This is a genomic window from Microbacterium halophytorum, assembly GCF_002970975.1.
GTDB lineage: Bacteria > Actinomycetota > Actinomycetes > Actinomycetales > Microbacteriaceae > Microbacterium > Microbacterium halophytorum.
This window is the reverse complement of the sequence record NZ_KZ672984.1, coordinates 56,033-70,687: the sequence shown is the minus strand read 5'-3', so window position 1 is coordinate 70,687 and position 14,655 is coordinate 56,033. Positions and strand designations below refer to the sequence as shown.

Here is a 14,655-nt window from a genome sequence, read left to right as displayed (position 1 = left end):
TCTAGCCCGCGAGGAGCCGCCCGGCCGTGAAGGAATCGGTGACGAGCGTGGTGAGCAGCCGCGCGGTGAGCACGGCACGGATCGCTCGGGTCTTCGACGGCCCGCCCGCGATCGCGACCCGCGAGGGAATCGCGCGCAGCTGCTCCTCCGTCACGGCGACGCACCGATCATCGAGGTCGTGGACGACCTCGCCCGAATCGGTCACGAGCGTGGCGGCGACTTCGGCGACGACGCCCCTGTCGAGGAGGTGCGCCCGATCCCTGTCGCTGACCGCCGGGTTCATCATCATGAGGGAGTTGGACGGGATCCACGAGCCGATCGCGCACAGCGCGACCGTCACGTGATCGAACATCTCGACGGCGCCGCTGATCCCGGGCTGCCGGAGGACGCCGCCGGCCGTCTGCGCGTCGCTCATGACGAGCGACGTGAACATCGGCCAGGGCTGCACGCCGGGGAAGTTCGCGAGGCGGCGCATCACCTCGAGGCCGCTCTCCTGGATCGGCCCCGCCACGCCGGCGAGTTGCACGACCGATCGGCAGGGGATGCCCTCCAGCCCCCGCGCCATCACGTTCAATGTGCGTCCGGACGTGAGGCCGAGGACGTCGTCGGGGCCGACGAGTTCGTCGATGAGGGTCGCCGCGGTCGTGCCCAGGCTGGACTGCGCCTGCGCGTCGGTATCGACCGGCAGTTCCACGACCACGGCGTTGTCGAGGTTGAAGCGCTGCTTCATTCGCATCGACAGGTCGAGGTCGATCCCGGGCGAGCTGACGATCTCGAACCGGATGATGCCCCGAGCGACGGCGTCGTCGAGCATCCGGCCGATCTTGAACCGGCTCAGGCCCGTGGCTTCCGCGATCTCGACGCGCGACTTGCCGTTGACGTAGTGCTCGCGCGCGACGTGAGCGAGCTGAACGGCAGACAGTGGTCCGGTTCCCACGATCGGCTCCTTCGAACGAGTGGACTCCGTGCAGGCCGCACGGCTGGCCGATCTGCTCATAGTAGCGCTGTGCCGTACTTGTGAGCAGGGCACGGGTTCTCGCCGCCTTTTCGCGGCGTGCGCGCAGAACGCGCGGCCGGATCGCCCGGCCGCGCGAGCGAGGGAGACGGCGGGAGCGGCGCCCGAATGCGGCGGGCGCCGCCGCGGTCGCGACTGCGAAGGCCCCGTCAATCCCGCGAAACTCCGACGGCGGGTGCGGTCTCGCGTGGTGAGCGCACGTACCCTGACTGCGTGTGGCGTGCTGATCAGAACGCCGCGGAGACCGAACCCGCGGCAACCGCGAGCCCGGGCGACCTCGGGGTCGCGGAGCCGGGTGTCGAGGTCGTGCACGCCTCCGCTCACGAGCGCGACCGGCTGCGTTCGGCGGCGGCCGCGCTCGGCGGGCCGTCGCCGCTCCTCCACTTCGCGGACGACTCCGGCAGCGCCATCGACGTCACGACGGCCCACCCGGCGAGCCTGCCCCAGTTCATCACCGGTCGGTCGACCCTGCTGTCGAATCTGTTCCGCGACGAGGTCGCGATGCGCAGCGCCCGCCTGGCGGCCGAGCGCATCACGGCCAAGCACGTCGAGCTCCGCAACGTCCGCGCCATCGACGCCGTCCGCCTCGCCGTGGGCGTCGCGACGTGGTCGACGGCGGGGGAGCAGTTCACGGCACCGGTGCTGCTGCGGCCGCTCGGCATCCGGCGGCACCAGTCGACGTACGAACTGAAGCTGTACGGCGGGCTGATCGTCAACCCCGAGCTCGTGCGCGCGCTGCGGGAGCAGTACGGCATCGAGCTCGACGGCACCTACCTCACGTCGCTCGCGCACTCCGACGGCGTCTTCCGGCCGCAGCCGGTGATCGACCACCTCCGGTCCGTGGCGCGCGACATCGCGACCTTCAGCGTGCGGCCGCGGCTCGTGATCTCGACCTTCGCCGACGTCGGCCGCGCGATGGCGGGCGACCTCGCACAGCTCGACCACCCGGTGATCGACGCCCTCGCGGGTCACCACGGCGCGGTGCAGGCGCTGCGCGGCGACCGCGGCGTGCCCGACACGGCGCACCCCGACGAGCGCTCGCCCGCCTCCGACACGCTGCTCCTCGACGCCGACGCCGAGCAGGAGCGCGTGCTCGCCCGCATCGCCGACGGGCAGTCGCTCGTGGTGCACACACTGCCGGGCACGGGCGGCACGCAGACGATCGTGAACGCCGTCGGCTCGCTCGTGCGCGCCGGCAAGCGCGTCCTCGTCGTGAGCCCTCGTCGCTCGACGCTCGACGGCATTCGGCATCGCCTCGGGGCCGTGGGCCTCGACGGGCTCGCGGTCGCCCCCGGTTCCCTGCGGCGCGACCTGATCCGGGCGATCGGCCGTAACGAGAAGGCCGTGCAGCCGGATGTCTCCGACATCGACGACGCGCTCGTCCGCCTGCGCACGGTGCTGCGCGACTACCGACGCGCGCTCGTGCGCGAGCACCGCGCGCTCGGCGTCTCGCCGCTCGATGCGGCGCGCCGCCTCACGAAGCTCGCGTCGCTCGCGAATCCGCCGTCGACCACCGCGCGGCTCGGCCTCGATGCGCTCGAGAAGCTCGCGAGCAACCGCGCCGACGCGGCGCGCACGCTGACCCTCGCCGCGCGGCTCGGCGAGTTCAAGATCGGCCCGGACGAGTCGCCGTGGTACGGCGTCTCGTTCGCCTCGACGGGCGATGCGACGGCGGCCCACGAGCTGGCGGCGAAGCTGCAGTCGGAGGACGTTCCGGAGCTGCTCGAGCGCGGGTACGAGCTGATCTCGCAGACCCGGATGCGGCCGTTCTCGACCGTCGACGAGCTGGGGGAGTACCTGCGGCTCCTGACGGGCGTGCGCGATTCGCTCGACCGGTTCAGCCCGAGCGTCTTCGAGCGGCCCCTCGCCGACCTGATCAAGGCGCATACGCCGCGGCGCGAGTCGCCGAACCTGTCGGGCGCCGCCAGGCGCCGGCTGAAGAAGCTGGCGAAGGAGTACGTGCGGCCCGGGGTGCACGTCGGCGACATGCACAAGGCGCTCGTGCGCATCCAGCACCAGCGCACCCAGTGGCAGCACCTCGTGGACGTCGGCACGGTTCCCGAGATCCCGATCGGGCTGGGCGAGGTGCAGGAGAAGTGGCGCCGCGTCTCGGGCGACCTCGAGAGCCTCGACGGCGCGCTCGGGCGCGGCACGCGCCTCGCGGCGATGCCGGTGGAGCGCCTCGTCCGCACGCTCGGCGGCCTCGCCGCCGACAGCGACGTCTTCGACAACATCGTCGAGCGCGCCGAACTGCGCACGAAGCTCGCCGACCTGGGCCTCGAACCGCTGCTGAACGAGCTCGCCGTCCGCCACGTCGACGAGGGCCGTGTCGCCGAGGAGCTCGAGTTCGCGTGGTGGCAGTCGGCCCTCGAGCACCTGCTGCAGGCCGATCGCTCGCTGCTCGGCGCCAACACCTCGGTGGTCGACAAGCTCGAGCGCGACTTCCGCCTGGTCGACGAGGCGCATGCCTCCGCATCCGGCTCGCTCCTGGCGTGGCAGCTCGCCGCCCAGTGGAAGATCGGCATCATCGACGAGCCGGATGAGGCGACGGCGCTGAAATGGGCGCTCAGCCGGGGCGATGTCGACCCGACGCGGCTCGTCCGCTCGGCGCCCTCGCTCATGCGCACGCTCGCGCCCGTGTGGATCTGCTCGCCGTACGACGCGCCGCACCTGCCGGCCGGAGAGCAGTTCGACGCCGTGATCGTCGCGGACTCCGCCGCGATCGGCGTCGCCGAGGCCGCACCGGCCATCCGGCGCGCGCGCCAGGTCGTCGCGGTCGGAGACCCCGTGACGCAGCGCCCGACGCCGTTCGCGGTGCAGCCCGGCCTCGCGCCCGATGCCGACGCGCCGTTCGACGGAGCCAGCCTGTTCGAGTCGCTCGCGGGCCTCGTGCAGGTCGAGACGCTCACCCGCAGCTACCGCGCGGGCGGCGAGGACCTCTCGGCGCTCGTGAACGAGGCGTTCTACGGCGGCGAGATCGTGTCGCTGCCGTGGGCCGGTTCGTACCTCGGCCGGGGAAGCCTCACGGTCGACTACGTCGAGGGCGGCAAGGCCACGCCCGACCCCGAGACGGGAACCGTCGAGAGCCCCGCCGCCGAGGTCGCGCGCGTCGTGTCGCTCGTCGTCGAGCATGCGATCAACCGCCCGCACGACTCGCTCATGGTCGTCAGCGCCAACCGCCGTCACGCGGATCGCGTGCGCGAGGCGATCAACACGGCGTTCGCGGGGCGCAGCGACGTCGCCGAGTTCGTGTCGCGCGAGACGAGCGAGCCGCTGGCCGTGCTCACGCTCGAAGAGGCGGTCGCCGAGAGCCGCGACCGCGTTATCTTCACCCTCGGCTACGGGCTCACGAAGCACGGGCGCGTGCTGAGCGACTTCGGCGACCTGTCGACTCCCGACGGCGAGCGGCTGCTCACGGTCGGCATGACCAGGGCGCGGCGCTCGATGGTGATCGTGTCGTGCATCCGGCCCTCCGCCTTCGACGAGGGGCGCCTCGAGTACGGCGCGGCGACGCTGATGAGCATCCTCGCGGGGCTGTCGGCGCCGGATCGCGCGGCGCGGCTCGAAGACCTCGCCGACCCGCTCACGCTCGCGCTCGCGCGGGAGCTGCGCCGGCTCGGCGCCGCCGTCGACGTGGACTACCGCGGCCTGCTGCCGCTCGTCGCGCAGTACGGCGGCAAGGCCGTCGTCGTCGAGCCCGACCCGGAGTCGCGCGGCGAGTCGCTGAGAGAGTCGCTGCGGCTGCGCCCGCACGTGCTGCGCCGGCTCGGCTGGCACTACGTGCGCGTGCACGCGTTCGACCTGTACAGCGACCCGGCCGCCGTCGCGGCGCGCATCGGCGGGGTGCTCGGCATCTCCGATGACGCACCGCGCGCCGACGGCGACACCCAGCCCGTCGACTTCTGATCGCGGCGCGCTCGGCGGCGTCGCAGGCGGGCGGCGTACGCTGGGGGCGTGGGCGTTCCGGATGATCAGGAGCCGCGGCAGCGCGTCGAGCGCGTCGCGGGCGCCCGGCGTGCGCGCCTGACCCGGGTCGATGGCACGCTCGGCGACTCGGACGCCGAGGCGACGCTGCGCGGCGACCGTTCGGCGCGGCGGGTGCCCGCGACCGGCGAAGCGGGCCCGAACGACGCGCGCCTGCGTGCCGACGTGCCCCCGCACTACTGATGCAGCACGCGTGCCGACCGAACGAGGCGGGCGCGGCCTCTGGAATCGTCCAGGGCCGCGCCCGCCTCGTGGCAATGAGGTCAGCTCTGCTGCTGCTTGGCGAGCAGGTCGCGGATCTCGGTGAGCAGCTCCTCGCTCGTGGCGCCGGCGGGCTCGTCTTCGACCGGGTTCTTGGCGGCGCGGCGCTCGGCGAGCTTGTTCATCGGTACCACGAGCGCCAGGTAGACGACGAGCGCGACGGCGAGGAAGTTGATGATCGCCGAGATGATCGCGCCGATGCCGAGCTCGGCCGTGGCGAAGATGCCGGGGATCTCGATGACCCACCCGGCCAGGTCGCCGGACGGCACGAACGCGCCGATGAGCGGGTTGATGACCGAGTCGACGATGGCCGTGACGATCGCGGTGAATGCAGCGCCGATGATGACCGCGACGGCCAGCTCGATGACGCTGCCGCGCATGATGAATTCTTTGAAGCCCTGAATCACGTTCGTGAACCTTCCCCCTGCCGGGCCGAACCCGGCAACCCTGCGGATGTCGCGCGGGTGCGCGGGCACCGGGGTCAGGCGGACGCCGGTGCCGGAGCAGTCGCTCCGGTAGAAGATGATGTCGCAGGCGCGCTCGATGCGCTACTGGACGCGCCGGAATCCGTCGTGCCCGCCGACGCGCGCGAGTCGGTCCGGTAGAAGCCACCGCCGTTGAACGTCACGCCGATCGAGCCGTACACCTTGCGCAGGGCGCCGCCGCAGGCGGGGCACTCGGTCAGCGACGGCTCGGAGAAGGACTGCACGGCGTCGAAGGCGTTCTCGCAGCTCTTGCAGGCGTAGGCGTAGGTCGGCAACGGATCCTCACTTCGAAGAAGGGACTCAGCGCGCGAAGGTGATCGTGCGGGTGGGGGTGACGACGCCCGTCACGGGCTGGTCGTGGACTTCGCGCGGCACCGCGTCCACCAACTCGGAATCATAGACGACAGCGAATGCGGGGGGCCTGTGGGCCATCGAGCCGAGCGTCCGGTCGTAGTAGCCGCGGCCCCAGCCCATCCGGTAGCCGTCCCGATCCACGGCGGAAGCGGGGATGAGGAGGAGGTCGACGTCGTTCAGCGCCATGGGGCTGAGGACCTCGCCGATCGCCTCGGGCACGCCGATAGCGGTCTGGGCCTCGGCGCCGTCGGGCTCGGCGAGCGTCCAGTCGAGCAGGCCGTCCTCGCGCGACATCGGCAGCAGCACGCGCAGGCCGCTCGCCATCGCGCCTGACAGGAACTCACGGGTGCCCGGTTCCGTGGGGGAGGAGAGGTAGCACGACACGCTGCGGGCGCCGTGCTCGGCGACGAGGGCGTCGAGCTGCTCCCGGATGCCGGAGGCCGCCCGCTCGTGCTGCGCCGGGGTGAGCAGCTGGCGGCGCTCGCGGATCTCCGCGCGCATCGCGCGCTTCTGGTGCTGCGCCTCGTCGGCCATGTTGAGAGTCTACGGTGAACGACCATTCGCGGAGCGCGACATGTGCGGCGACTCGGCGCGCATGACCTATTGTGGGCGCATGGAAGCACCGAAGATCAAGGCTGTCATGCCGGTCGCCGGCCTCGGCACGCGATTCCTGCCCGCAACGAAGGCGACGCCGAAGGAGATGCTCCCGGTTGTCGACAAGCCAGCTATCCAGTACGTCGTCGAGGAAGCTGTCGCCGCCGGGATCCGCGACGTGCTCATGATCCTCGGTCGCAACAAGACCGCGATCGCGAACCATTTCGACTCGGTTCCGGAACTCGAGCAGAAGCTGAGTGAGAAGGGCGACGATCGCAAGCTCGGTCACGTCACCCGGACGAGCGACCTCGCCGACATCCACATGCTGCGCCAGGGGGAGCCGAAGGGGCTCGGCCACGCGGTGTCCCGCGCGGCACAGCACGTGGGCGATTCGCCCTTCGTGGTCATGCTGGGCGATGACCTCATCGACGAGCGCGACCCGCTCCTGCCGAAGATGATCGAGGTCAACCAGCAGCGCGGCGCGATGGTGATCGCGCTGATGGAGGTCGACCCCGACCACATCTCGATGTACGGCTGCGCCTCGGTCGACGCGACCGACGACCCCGACGTCGTGAAGGTGACCGACCTCGTCGAGAAGCCGGCCAAGGAGGAGGCTCCGTCGAACCTCGCGATCATCGGCCGCTACCTGCTCACGCCGGATATCTTCCCGGTGCTCGAGCGCACGGGGCCGGGCAAGGGCAACGAGATCCAGCTCACCGATGCGCTCAAGGACGTCGCCGTCGACCCCGAGAACGTCGATGTCTACGGCGTCATCTTCCGGGGCCGCCGGTACGACACGGGCGACAAGCTCGACTACATCAAGGCGATCATGCGCATCGCGTCCGACCGCGAGGATCTGGGCCCCGACCTGCGCCCGTGGATCAAGGAGTTCGCAGCCACGCTGTGAGGCGCGCCGAGCGCGCGGCGGGGCCCCAGGCGAAGTAGCCTGGGGCTTCAACGAGCGATTCTGCCGCGGGAGTGCACATGGACTCGAATCTGTCACGCGGCCACGGGGCCGTGTCCATCCGGCTCGTGCGCTCCCGCGACGCCCGCGTGCTCCAGAACGAGCTGCTGACGAACCGCGCGTGGCTGCAGCCGTGGGAGGCGACGAGCCCGCGCGGGGCGGGCACGATCGACATGCGGCTGTCCATCCGGCGGCTCCTGCAGCAGCACCGCGACGGCGGCGGCGTGCCGCTGGTGATCGAGTACGCCGGCGAGATCGCCGGGCAGCTCAACGTCTGGGGGATCGCCCGCGGTTCGCTCGAATCCGCGACGATCGGCTACTGGGTGAGCGAGCGCTTCGCCGGCAAGGGCATCACCCCGACGGCGGTCGCGCTGGCGACGGACCTGTGCTTCTTCGAGCTCGGGCTGCACCGGATGGAGATCTGCATGCGGCCGGAGAACGTCGCGAGCCTGCGCGTGGCGCAGAAGCTCGGGTTCCGGTACGAGGGCTACCGGAGCCGCTTCATCCACATCGACGGCGACTGGCGCGACCACTACGCGTTCGCGCTGGTGCGCGAGGACGTGCCGGACGGCGTGCTGAAGCGCTGGGTCGAGGGCCGGGTACCGCCGACGGCGGGGGAGATCCCCGCCGCTTAGAGCCCGGCCGCGGATGCGATCGCGCTGCGCCCGCGCGTCGACTGCGGTATCGGGCCGCGCTCGCTTAGCGTTGCGGACATGGAGGGACAGGTGCTCGGCGGCGGGGTCGTCGTACTCGTGGCGGTGCTGCTGTGGGCCCTGTACCTGATGCCCAGCATCCTCCGCCGCGCGCGCTACGACGCGGCGGAGCGGAACGCACTGCGGCTGAATCGCGCGCTCCGGGTGCTGGCCGAGACGAGCGAGGCGCCGCAGGAGGTCCGCGTCGAGCTGACCACCCGGCAGGCGCGGGCGCAGCAGAAGGCCGCGCGACGCGCGCAGGCCGAGGTCGAGCGGCTCCGGCGGGAGCGCGACGAGATCGAGGCCGAGCGGGCGCGTCTCGAGCGCGAGCGAGCCAGGGCCGAGCTCGAAGAGCGACGCGACCGCATCGAGGCCGAGCGCGCCGCCCTGGAACGCCGCGACGCCGAGCGCGCCGTCGAGGCGGAGCGCCGGGCGCACGCCCGGGAGCGCGACGCGCAGATGCGCTACGACGCGGTGCGCGCCGCCGAACAGAGGGAAGAGCGCAAGCAGACGCGGTCGTACGCGGCTCGCGGCTCGGCGCCGGTCGAGGTATTGGCGCCTCGCGCGCCCGCGGGGGCATCGGCTCGGATGGAGCATCGAGATGCAGCGGATGAATCGAGCCGGTTCGAACGGGCGGAGCGCGCCGTGAACGGCCAGGCCAAAGCGAGGCGGCGGCTGCGGCTGATCGCGACGCTCGTCGCGGCGACGGGCCTCGGGCTCGTCGCCTGGGGCGTCCTGCTCGCCGTGTCGGCGGCGCCCGTCGCGGCGTGGGCGGGCTTCGCCGTCGGGGGCGCCGCGATGTTCGCCGTCGGCGCGCTCGTGCTGCGGCGGATGGCCGCGGTCGCGGGCAGGGCCGCCGCGGCGCGGGCCTCGGAGCCGGCGAACGGCGCGGACGAGGCAGACCGGGCCGCCGCGGCGAGCCGGGTCGCGCGACAGAGCCGCCCGCAGCTCATCAATGCCGCGGACCGCGGATGGACGCCGCGGCGCATCCCCGCCCCGCTCGCGTCGACCGCGGGGTCGACCACGGCGACGGCCGCCGATGCGCGGGCCGCGCGCGAGCAGCTGCTCGAAGCCGCCCGCGAGGAGGCGCTGCGCGACAAGGCCGAGCAGATGAACCCGGCCCCGGTCGCGCTCGACGAGGCGCGGTCCGCGCGCGGCGACGCCGAGACCGGCGCAGACGCGGCGGTCGACGTCGATCCGGCCGGCGTCGAGGGAGCACGGGTGCCAGAGGCCGACGCGGCACCGCCCGCGGCCCCGAAGCAGCCGTCGCGCTACGCCTCGATCGGCTACGTCGACGAGGCAGAGAACGAGCGTCACATGCGCGAGTTCCTGGCCCGTCGCGCCGGCTGAGGCCTCCCGCGCCGCGCGCCGCGCGCCCCGGGCATCCGGACGCCGTCATCGACTTCGCGCCGTCGTCGACGTTTCGAGGCGCAGACGCCGACGACAGCGCGAACGCCCGCGGGGGCGTAGCCTGCGAGTGAGGTCACACGCGAAGGGGCACGCTCATGGGGAAGCTGATCGTCTGGAACATCGTCTCTCTCGACGGATACTTCGAGGGGGAGGAGAAGTGGGACCTCCGGCTGCACGAGTACATCTGGGGCGAGGAGCTGCAGCGGCTGAGCCTGGCGTTCGGCGACGAGCTCGGCCTGCTCGTCTTCGGGCGCGTCACGTACGAAGGCATGGCGGAGTACTGGCATTCGGCCGATGAGGAGCACCCCGACATCACGTCGTACATGAACACCGCACCGAAGCTCGTGGCCTCGCGCACCCTCACGGAGGCGACGTGGCAGAACACTGAGGTGACGGGCGACATCGTCGGCGAGCTCACGCGGCGCAAGCAGGCCGACTCCCGGCCCGTGTACGTGTTCGGAAGCGCCGTTCTGACCGACTCGCTCCTTCGGGCCGGCCTCGTCGACGAGCTCCTCGTCGGCATCGCCCCGGTGATCCTCGGTGCGGGAACGCCCCTGTTCAAGCCCGCCGACGCCCCGCGCCCGCTCGAACTCGCGGAGAGCAGCGTGACGCAGACGGGCGGGGTCATCCTGCGGTACGCCGTTCCGGCGCGCGCCGCGGGCGGGGCGCAGTGAAGACGGGCGAGCGCGACCGGGTGGTGGCGTGGGGCGACGAGCTCCGCCGCGTGCACGCGCAGCTGCGGAAGGCGCTGTCACTCAGCCAGGATGCCCTCGCTGTGGGGGCGCCAACTCCTGACGCGGCCCGCGATCTCCTGTTGTACTGCCATGGCTTCTGCGTCGCGCTCACGCAGCACCACGAGGGGGAGGACCGCGAGCTGTTCCCGGCGATCGCGGCCGAGCATCCGGAGCTGCGCGACACGCTGCGCAAGCTCGAGCAGGATCACTCGATGATCGCGCACCTGATCGCGGGCCTGGAGGCCGCGATCGACGGGCAGGCATCTCCGGATGCCGTCGCGCGGCATCTCGAGGGCATCGCGGCGATCATGGAGAGCCACTTCCGCTTCGAGGAGAAGGCGCTGCTCGAGGTGCTCGACGCGCTGTCGCTCGATTCGGACGTGGAGCGGGTGCTCGGGCCGCTGTAGCGGTCTGCTCGTCGGTGACCTGCGCCCGTGACGCGTTGCGCGACGTTCCTCGGAGTCGCATGGCCGACACCCCCGCGTGAGCGGGAGCGCGGCGGCCAGCGCGGGTGGGGCGGCTCCCTATTCCATCCGTGCGCGGGACCTGCGTGCAACGACTCCGAGGGCGATCAGGAGGAATCCCAGCGCGAGCAGTGCCCAATCGCCTGAACCGCCCGTCACCGCGAGCGCTTCCGAGGCAGAGCCAGCGGTCCCGGACGCGTCCGTGTTGCCGGCGTCGTCGTCGGCGCCGGTGTCATCCGGGGTGCTGGTGTCGTCTGGGGTGTCCGTGTCGCCCGAGTTGTCGGTGTCGTCGGTGCCGGTGCCGTCCGCGTTGCCGGTGTCGTCGCCGGTGCCGGTGTCGTCGGGGGTGGCCGTGTCATCCGGGGTATCGGTGTCGTCCGGGGTATCGGTGTCGCCAGGGGGCTCCTCGTCGATCACGTCAGCCGGAGCCACGTCGAGTCTGAGTTCCTGCGTGCGCCCGATGGTCTGCGCCGCCAGCGCAGCGAAGCCCGAGCTCGGCACGACCGGCGGTGCATCGATGGTGGTCGTCGCCGTGATCGTGACGGGGAACGTGCCTTCCGTTCCGTCCGCGGGAATTCCCGAGACCGACCCGGTTCCGTCGCCGTTGTCGATGAACGACAGGCCGGAGGGCAGCGACCCGGTCAGCGTGAGCGACGGCACGGGGAAACCGGTCGTCGTGATCGCCGCTTCACCCTCCTCGCCGATGGTGAAGGCGGCAGTCGGCGCCGACGTGAACACCGGCGCCTCCCACACCGTCACGACGAGTGTCTGTTCGGCGACATCCGAACCGTTGTCCGCCGTGATCTGCAGGCTCTCGCGGCCTGAGTCGCTCGCGGTGCCCGAGAGCGTGGCCGTGCCGTCGCCGTTGTCGGTGAACGCCAGCCCAGCGGGCGCATCGCCCGCCAGGGTGAGCGCCGCCACGGGGTATGCCTCGGTCGCGATCGTGAACTCCTCGCCCACGCCGCGCTCGAAGGCGATCGCGCCGCCGGAGACGAACTCCGGCTGAGCGGTGGCGGTCAGCGCGAATGTCGTGGAAGCCGCACCCGCGCGGTTCTCCGCGTGGATCGTCGTGACCGACTCGCCCCGATCCGCCGGTTCACCGGCGAGTGTGCCCGTGCCGTCGCCGTGATCCGTGAAGGTCACACCGGCCGGGAGATCGCTCGCTGTCAGCGCCGGCGTCGGCTGCCCTGTCGCCTGCACTTCGCGTGTGAACGACGTCCCGACGGGAACCTCCGCCGCATCGATCGGTGCCAGCTCCGGGGTCGCATCCACTGTCATCGCGACGGTGAGCTCTTCGCGGCCGTAAGGGTTCGTCGCGGTGATGGTCGCGGCAGAGCCGCCCGCCTCATCGGGCACGCCGGTGAGCGTCACGGTACCGCCGTCGACCTCGGCGGAGACACCGGCGGGGAGTCCCCTGACCTCGACCTCGGGGGCCGGCGACCCGGCCACCTCGTAGGTCGTGCCGGCGGGGACATCCTGCCCCGCGACCAGTACGACGCTCTCGGGGCCGCTGATCGTCGGCAGCTCGTACGACGTGAACGACACGGAGCGGGATTCGGAGGAGACTGCATTGGCCGCCGTCAGTGTGATCGTCGCCGCGTCGTCCGGGCTGGTCGGCGAAACCCGCAGCGCCCAACCGGCATCTGCGTCGCCCGTCAGCGCGATCCAATCGGGCAGTGCGTCCGCCGTCACCGTCGGCGCGGGGGATCCACCCGTGACCAGCGGCACGCTGACGCTTGTGCCGGCCTCGACCTGCTGGTCGGCGATCGGAGCGAGCGTCGGCGCTGAGCGCACGTCGAAGGTCAGGTCAGCGGACGCCGTGCCCATTCCGTTGTCAGCGCTCGCCGTGACGGTTGATATCCCGGTCGCGCCGACGGGAGTACCGCTGATGGTGGCCGTTCCGTCGCCGTTGTCCGTGAACTCGAGCCCGTCGGGCAGCGCGTCGAGCAGGCTCACCTCGGCGGCTGGCCAGCCGTTCGTCATCACCGTCACTTCGAACGGCACTCCGACGGTCGGTGTGAAGCCCAGCTCGCCGATGAACGCGGGCGGGGCATTCACCGTGAGCGAGAGCTCCTGCACGACGGGCGGTCCCGACGGCGGGGTAAGGGTCAGCGGAAGCACGGTGACTCCTGCCGCGGTGCGATCGGCGATTCCCGAGATGTGCAGGGCGTGTGCCTCCGGTGCCGCAGTCAGCCCCAGGGGAAGCTCGTCGTAGCCGCTGATCGTCGTGCCCTCCGGCGCGTCCCAGGCGACCAGGAAGTGCGAGGGAGCCGTCGTGCTGAACTCGGCCGCGGCCGGGCTCGTGAATCTGACGTCGTCGACGGCAATGCGTACGGTCGCCTCGTCGACCCCCAGCGGATTGGTCGCACGGACCGTGACGTCGTATGTTCCGGCGGGGAGGTTGTCGGCGGCGGTGAGAGACCCGTCGGCGGCGAGCTCGAGCCCGGCGGGCAGGCCCGTCTGCGTGCTGAACGTCGGGGCTGGAGTGCCCGAGGCGGTGAGCGACCCGGTGAACTCCTGCCCGAAGCGTGCCGCGAAGACCTGGTCGTCGATGTTCGGCGCCTCGCCCTGCGAGACCGAGACGGCCGGGCCGGTCGCCGCAGCGCTCGGCTGCCCCCAGGTGTCGGTGCCCGCCCCCTCCGGGAACGAGACTGCCACGGTGCCCGACCCTGACGCGACCCACACGGTGATCTCGTACGCGCCACCGCCGGGGTCGGCGGACGCGGCGATCGACGCGTCGAGCGAGCCGGTGGTCACGACGGACGCCAGGGACAGATCGACGGAGGCCATCTCGGTGCTCGCGCCGTTGGAGCGGAAGTCGACCGAGTACCTGAGCTCGGCCGCACCCTGCACCCACACGGTTCCGGATGTCGTCGGCGTCTCCAGAGCGATCACCGGAACGGGGGGAGGTGGCTGCGTGCCGCCGGTAGGAGTCGTCCTCAGTTCATCGACGACGACGACCGTCGAGTACTCGGAGTCGTAGTTCTGGGGATAGAAGAAGCTGAGGGTGACGCCCGTCACGCGCGTGAAGTCGACGTCGCCGCTGAAGCAGGTCGTGGTGCCGCCGGCGCAGGCGAAGTTGAGCACGAGGTCGAAGTCCGCCGTATTCGCGAACCCGGTGGAGTACTGGCCGGTCGCGCCCGAGGCATCTGTCACCGTGATCTGCGTGCTGACGGCGGTCTGGCCCGGGGGAAGATCGGGGCCGCGTTCGACGCTGTCCAGCCCCACCATGAACTGCGTGTTCGAGCCCGCCGACGTGAGGTCGATCTCGTCGAACGAATAGTCCAACTCCGCCGACGTGATGGAGTTGCCGTCGCCGAAGAGCTCGAAGCGGTGCACGCCGTCGCCTGCCGTCGATGTCGGCGTCGTGCTCGTGCCGCCGCCGTTCGACACGGCGATCGTCGGTGCGGAGATCTGCGCCCCGCCGAAGTCGTCGATGACGATCGGCGCGGCGGCGGATGAGGAGACCGGTACGAGCACCGCGCCCGCGACGAGCACCGCCGTGACGATCGCGCGCAGTGCGCGGGTGCGGAGCTTCGGTTCGGCGGGCAGACGGCGAGGACGCATGGGCAGCTCAATCCGGGAGCGACACCGCTCCCATGGCGAAGGCGGGCAGATCGCACGGGAAGGAGGGCCGGGCCCTCCGCCCACAGTATGGCCGAATACCGGTCTGCTGGGAAGAGCGACGTCCGACCCGG

12 protein-coding genes are annotated in these 14,655 nt (G+C 71.7%); 7 read left to right on the top strand and 5 right to left on the bottom strand.

Features of this window, described 5'->3' with window-relative positions:
• Position 1: 1 nt before the first annotated feature.
• A complete protein-coding gene (locus tag C0010_RS05135) occupies positions 2-937 on the bottom strand; it encodes a sugar-binding transcriptional regulator (protein WP_158685322.1) in 936 nt (311 codons plus the stop codon).
• 291 nt (positions 938-1,228) lie between these two features.
• Between C0010_RS05135 and C0010_RS05130 the strand changes: the two genes are divergently transcribed.
• Together C0010_RS05130 and C0010_RS05125 are read left to right on the top strand one after the other, a co-directional pair.
• Positions 1,229-4,921, top strand: a complete 3,693-nt coding sequence (locus C0010_RS05130) for an ATP-binding protein (RefSeq protein ID WP_105566000.1) — start codon at positions 1,229-1,231, stop codon at positions 4,919-4,921.
• Positions 4,922-4,969: 48 nt separating this feature from the next.
• A complete protein-coding gene (locus C0010_RS05125) occupies positions 4,970-5,182 on the top strand; it encodes a hypothetical protein (RefSeq protein WP_105565999.1) in 213 nt (70 codons plus the stop codon).
• 80 nt (positions 5,183-5,262) lie between these two features.
• Here C0010_RS05125 and mscL read toward each other — a convergent pair whose 3' ends face one another.
• The 3 genes from mscL to C0010_RS05110 all read right to left on the bottom strand — a co-directional run bounded on the left by mscL (position 5,263) and on the right by C0010_RS05110 (position 6,633).
• Entirely contained in the window at positions 5,263-5,667 is a 405-nt protein-coding gene (gene mscL / locus C0010_RS05120) for a large conductance mechanosensitive channel protein MscL (protein ID WP_174150336.1), read from the bottom strand.
• A gap of 74 nt (positions 5,668-5,741) precedes the next feature.
• Entirely contained in the window at positions 5,742-6,020 is a 279-nt protein-coding gene (locus tag C0010_RS05115) for an FmdB family zinc ribbon protein (protein WP_105565998.1), read from the bottom strand.
• A 25-nt stretch (positions 6,021-6,045) separates the two neighbouring features.
• A complete protein-coding gene (locus tag C0010_RS05110) occupies positions 6,046-6,633 on the bottom strand; it encodes a 5-formyltetrahydrofolate cyclo-ligase (protein WP_105565997.1) in 588 nt (195 codons plus the stop codon).
• A gap of 79 nt (positions 6,634-6,712) precedes the next feature.
• Between C0010_RS05110 and galU the strand changes: the two genes are divergently transcribed.
• From galU to C0010_RS05085, 5 genes are all read left to right on the top strand, one after another.
• Positions 6,713-7,600: a UTP--glucose-1-phosphate uridylyltransferase GalU gene (gene galU / locus C0010_RS05105; protein WP_105565996.1), complete on the top strand. Its 888-nt coding sequence runs from the start codon at positions 6,713-6,715 to the stop codon at positions 7,598-7,600.
• Positions 7,601-7,677: 77 nt separating this feature from the next.
• On the top strand, positions 7,678-8,292 hold the full coding sequence (locus tag C0010_RS05100) for a GNAT family N-acetyltransferase (RefSeq protein ID WP_105565995.1): 615 nt from the start codon (positions 7,678-7,680) through the stop codon (positions 8,290-8,292).
• Positions 8,293-8,370: 78 nt separating this feature from the next.
• A complete protein-coding gene (locus C0010_RS05095; protein ID WP_158685320.1) occupies positions 8,371-9,699 on the top strand; it encodes a coiled-coil domain-containing protein in 1,329 nt (442 codons plus the stop codon).
• A gap of 155 nt (positions 9,700-9,854) precedes the next feature.
• Positions 9,855-10,433, top strand: a complete 579-nt coding sequence (locus C0010_RS05090) for a dihydrofolate reductase family protein (protein WP_105565993.1) — start codon at positions 9,855-9,857, stop codon at positions 10,431-10,433.
• Complete coding sequence (locus C0010_RS05085) at positions 10,430-10,900, top strand: hemerythrin domain-containing protein (protein WP_105565992.1); 471 nt, start codon at positions 10,430-10,432, stop codon at positions 10,898-10,900. Before C0010_RS05090 ends, C0010_RS05085 begins: the two co-directional genes overlap by 4 nt.
• 117 nt (positions 10,901-11,017) lie before the next feature.
• On the opposite strand, the gene C0010_RS05080 is transcribed toward C0010_RS05085, so the two are convergent.
• Positions 11,018-14,524, bottom strand: a complete 3,507-nt coding sequence (locus C0010_RS05080; RefSeq protein WP_105565991.1) for a hypothetical protein — start codon at positions 14,522-14,524, stop codon at positions 11,018-11,020.
• Between the last annotated feature and the right edge of the window lie 131 nt (positions 14,525-14,655).

Excerpts from the sequence above, each read along its gene's own strand:
- galU (WP_105565996.1), top strand. The coding sequence starts at position 6,713 with ATGGAAGCACCGAAGATCAAGGCTGTCATGCCGGTCGCCGGCCTCGGC.
- C0010_RS05100 (WP_105565995.1), top strand. The coding sequence starts at position 7,678 with ATGGACTCGAATCTGTCACGCGGCCACGGGGCCGTGTCCATCCGGCTC.
- C0010_RS05095 (WP_158685320.1), top strand. The coding sequence starts at position 8,371 with ATGGAGGGACAGGTGCTCGGCGGCGGGGTCGTCGTACTCGTGGCGGTG.
- C0010_RS05090 (WP_105565993.1), top strand. The coding sequence starts at position 9,855 with ATGGGGAAGCTGATCGTCTGGAACATCGTCTCTCTCGACGGATACTTC.
- C0010_RS05080 (WP_105565991.1), bottom strand. The coding sequence starts at position 14,524 with ATGCGTCCTCGCCGTCTGCCCGCCGAACCGAAGCTCCGCACCCGCGCA.
- C0010_RS05110 (WP_105565997.1), bottom strand. The coding sequence starts at position 6,633 with ATGGCCGACGAGGCGCAGCACCAGAAGCGCGCGATGCGCGCGGAGATC.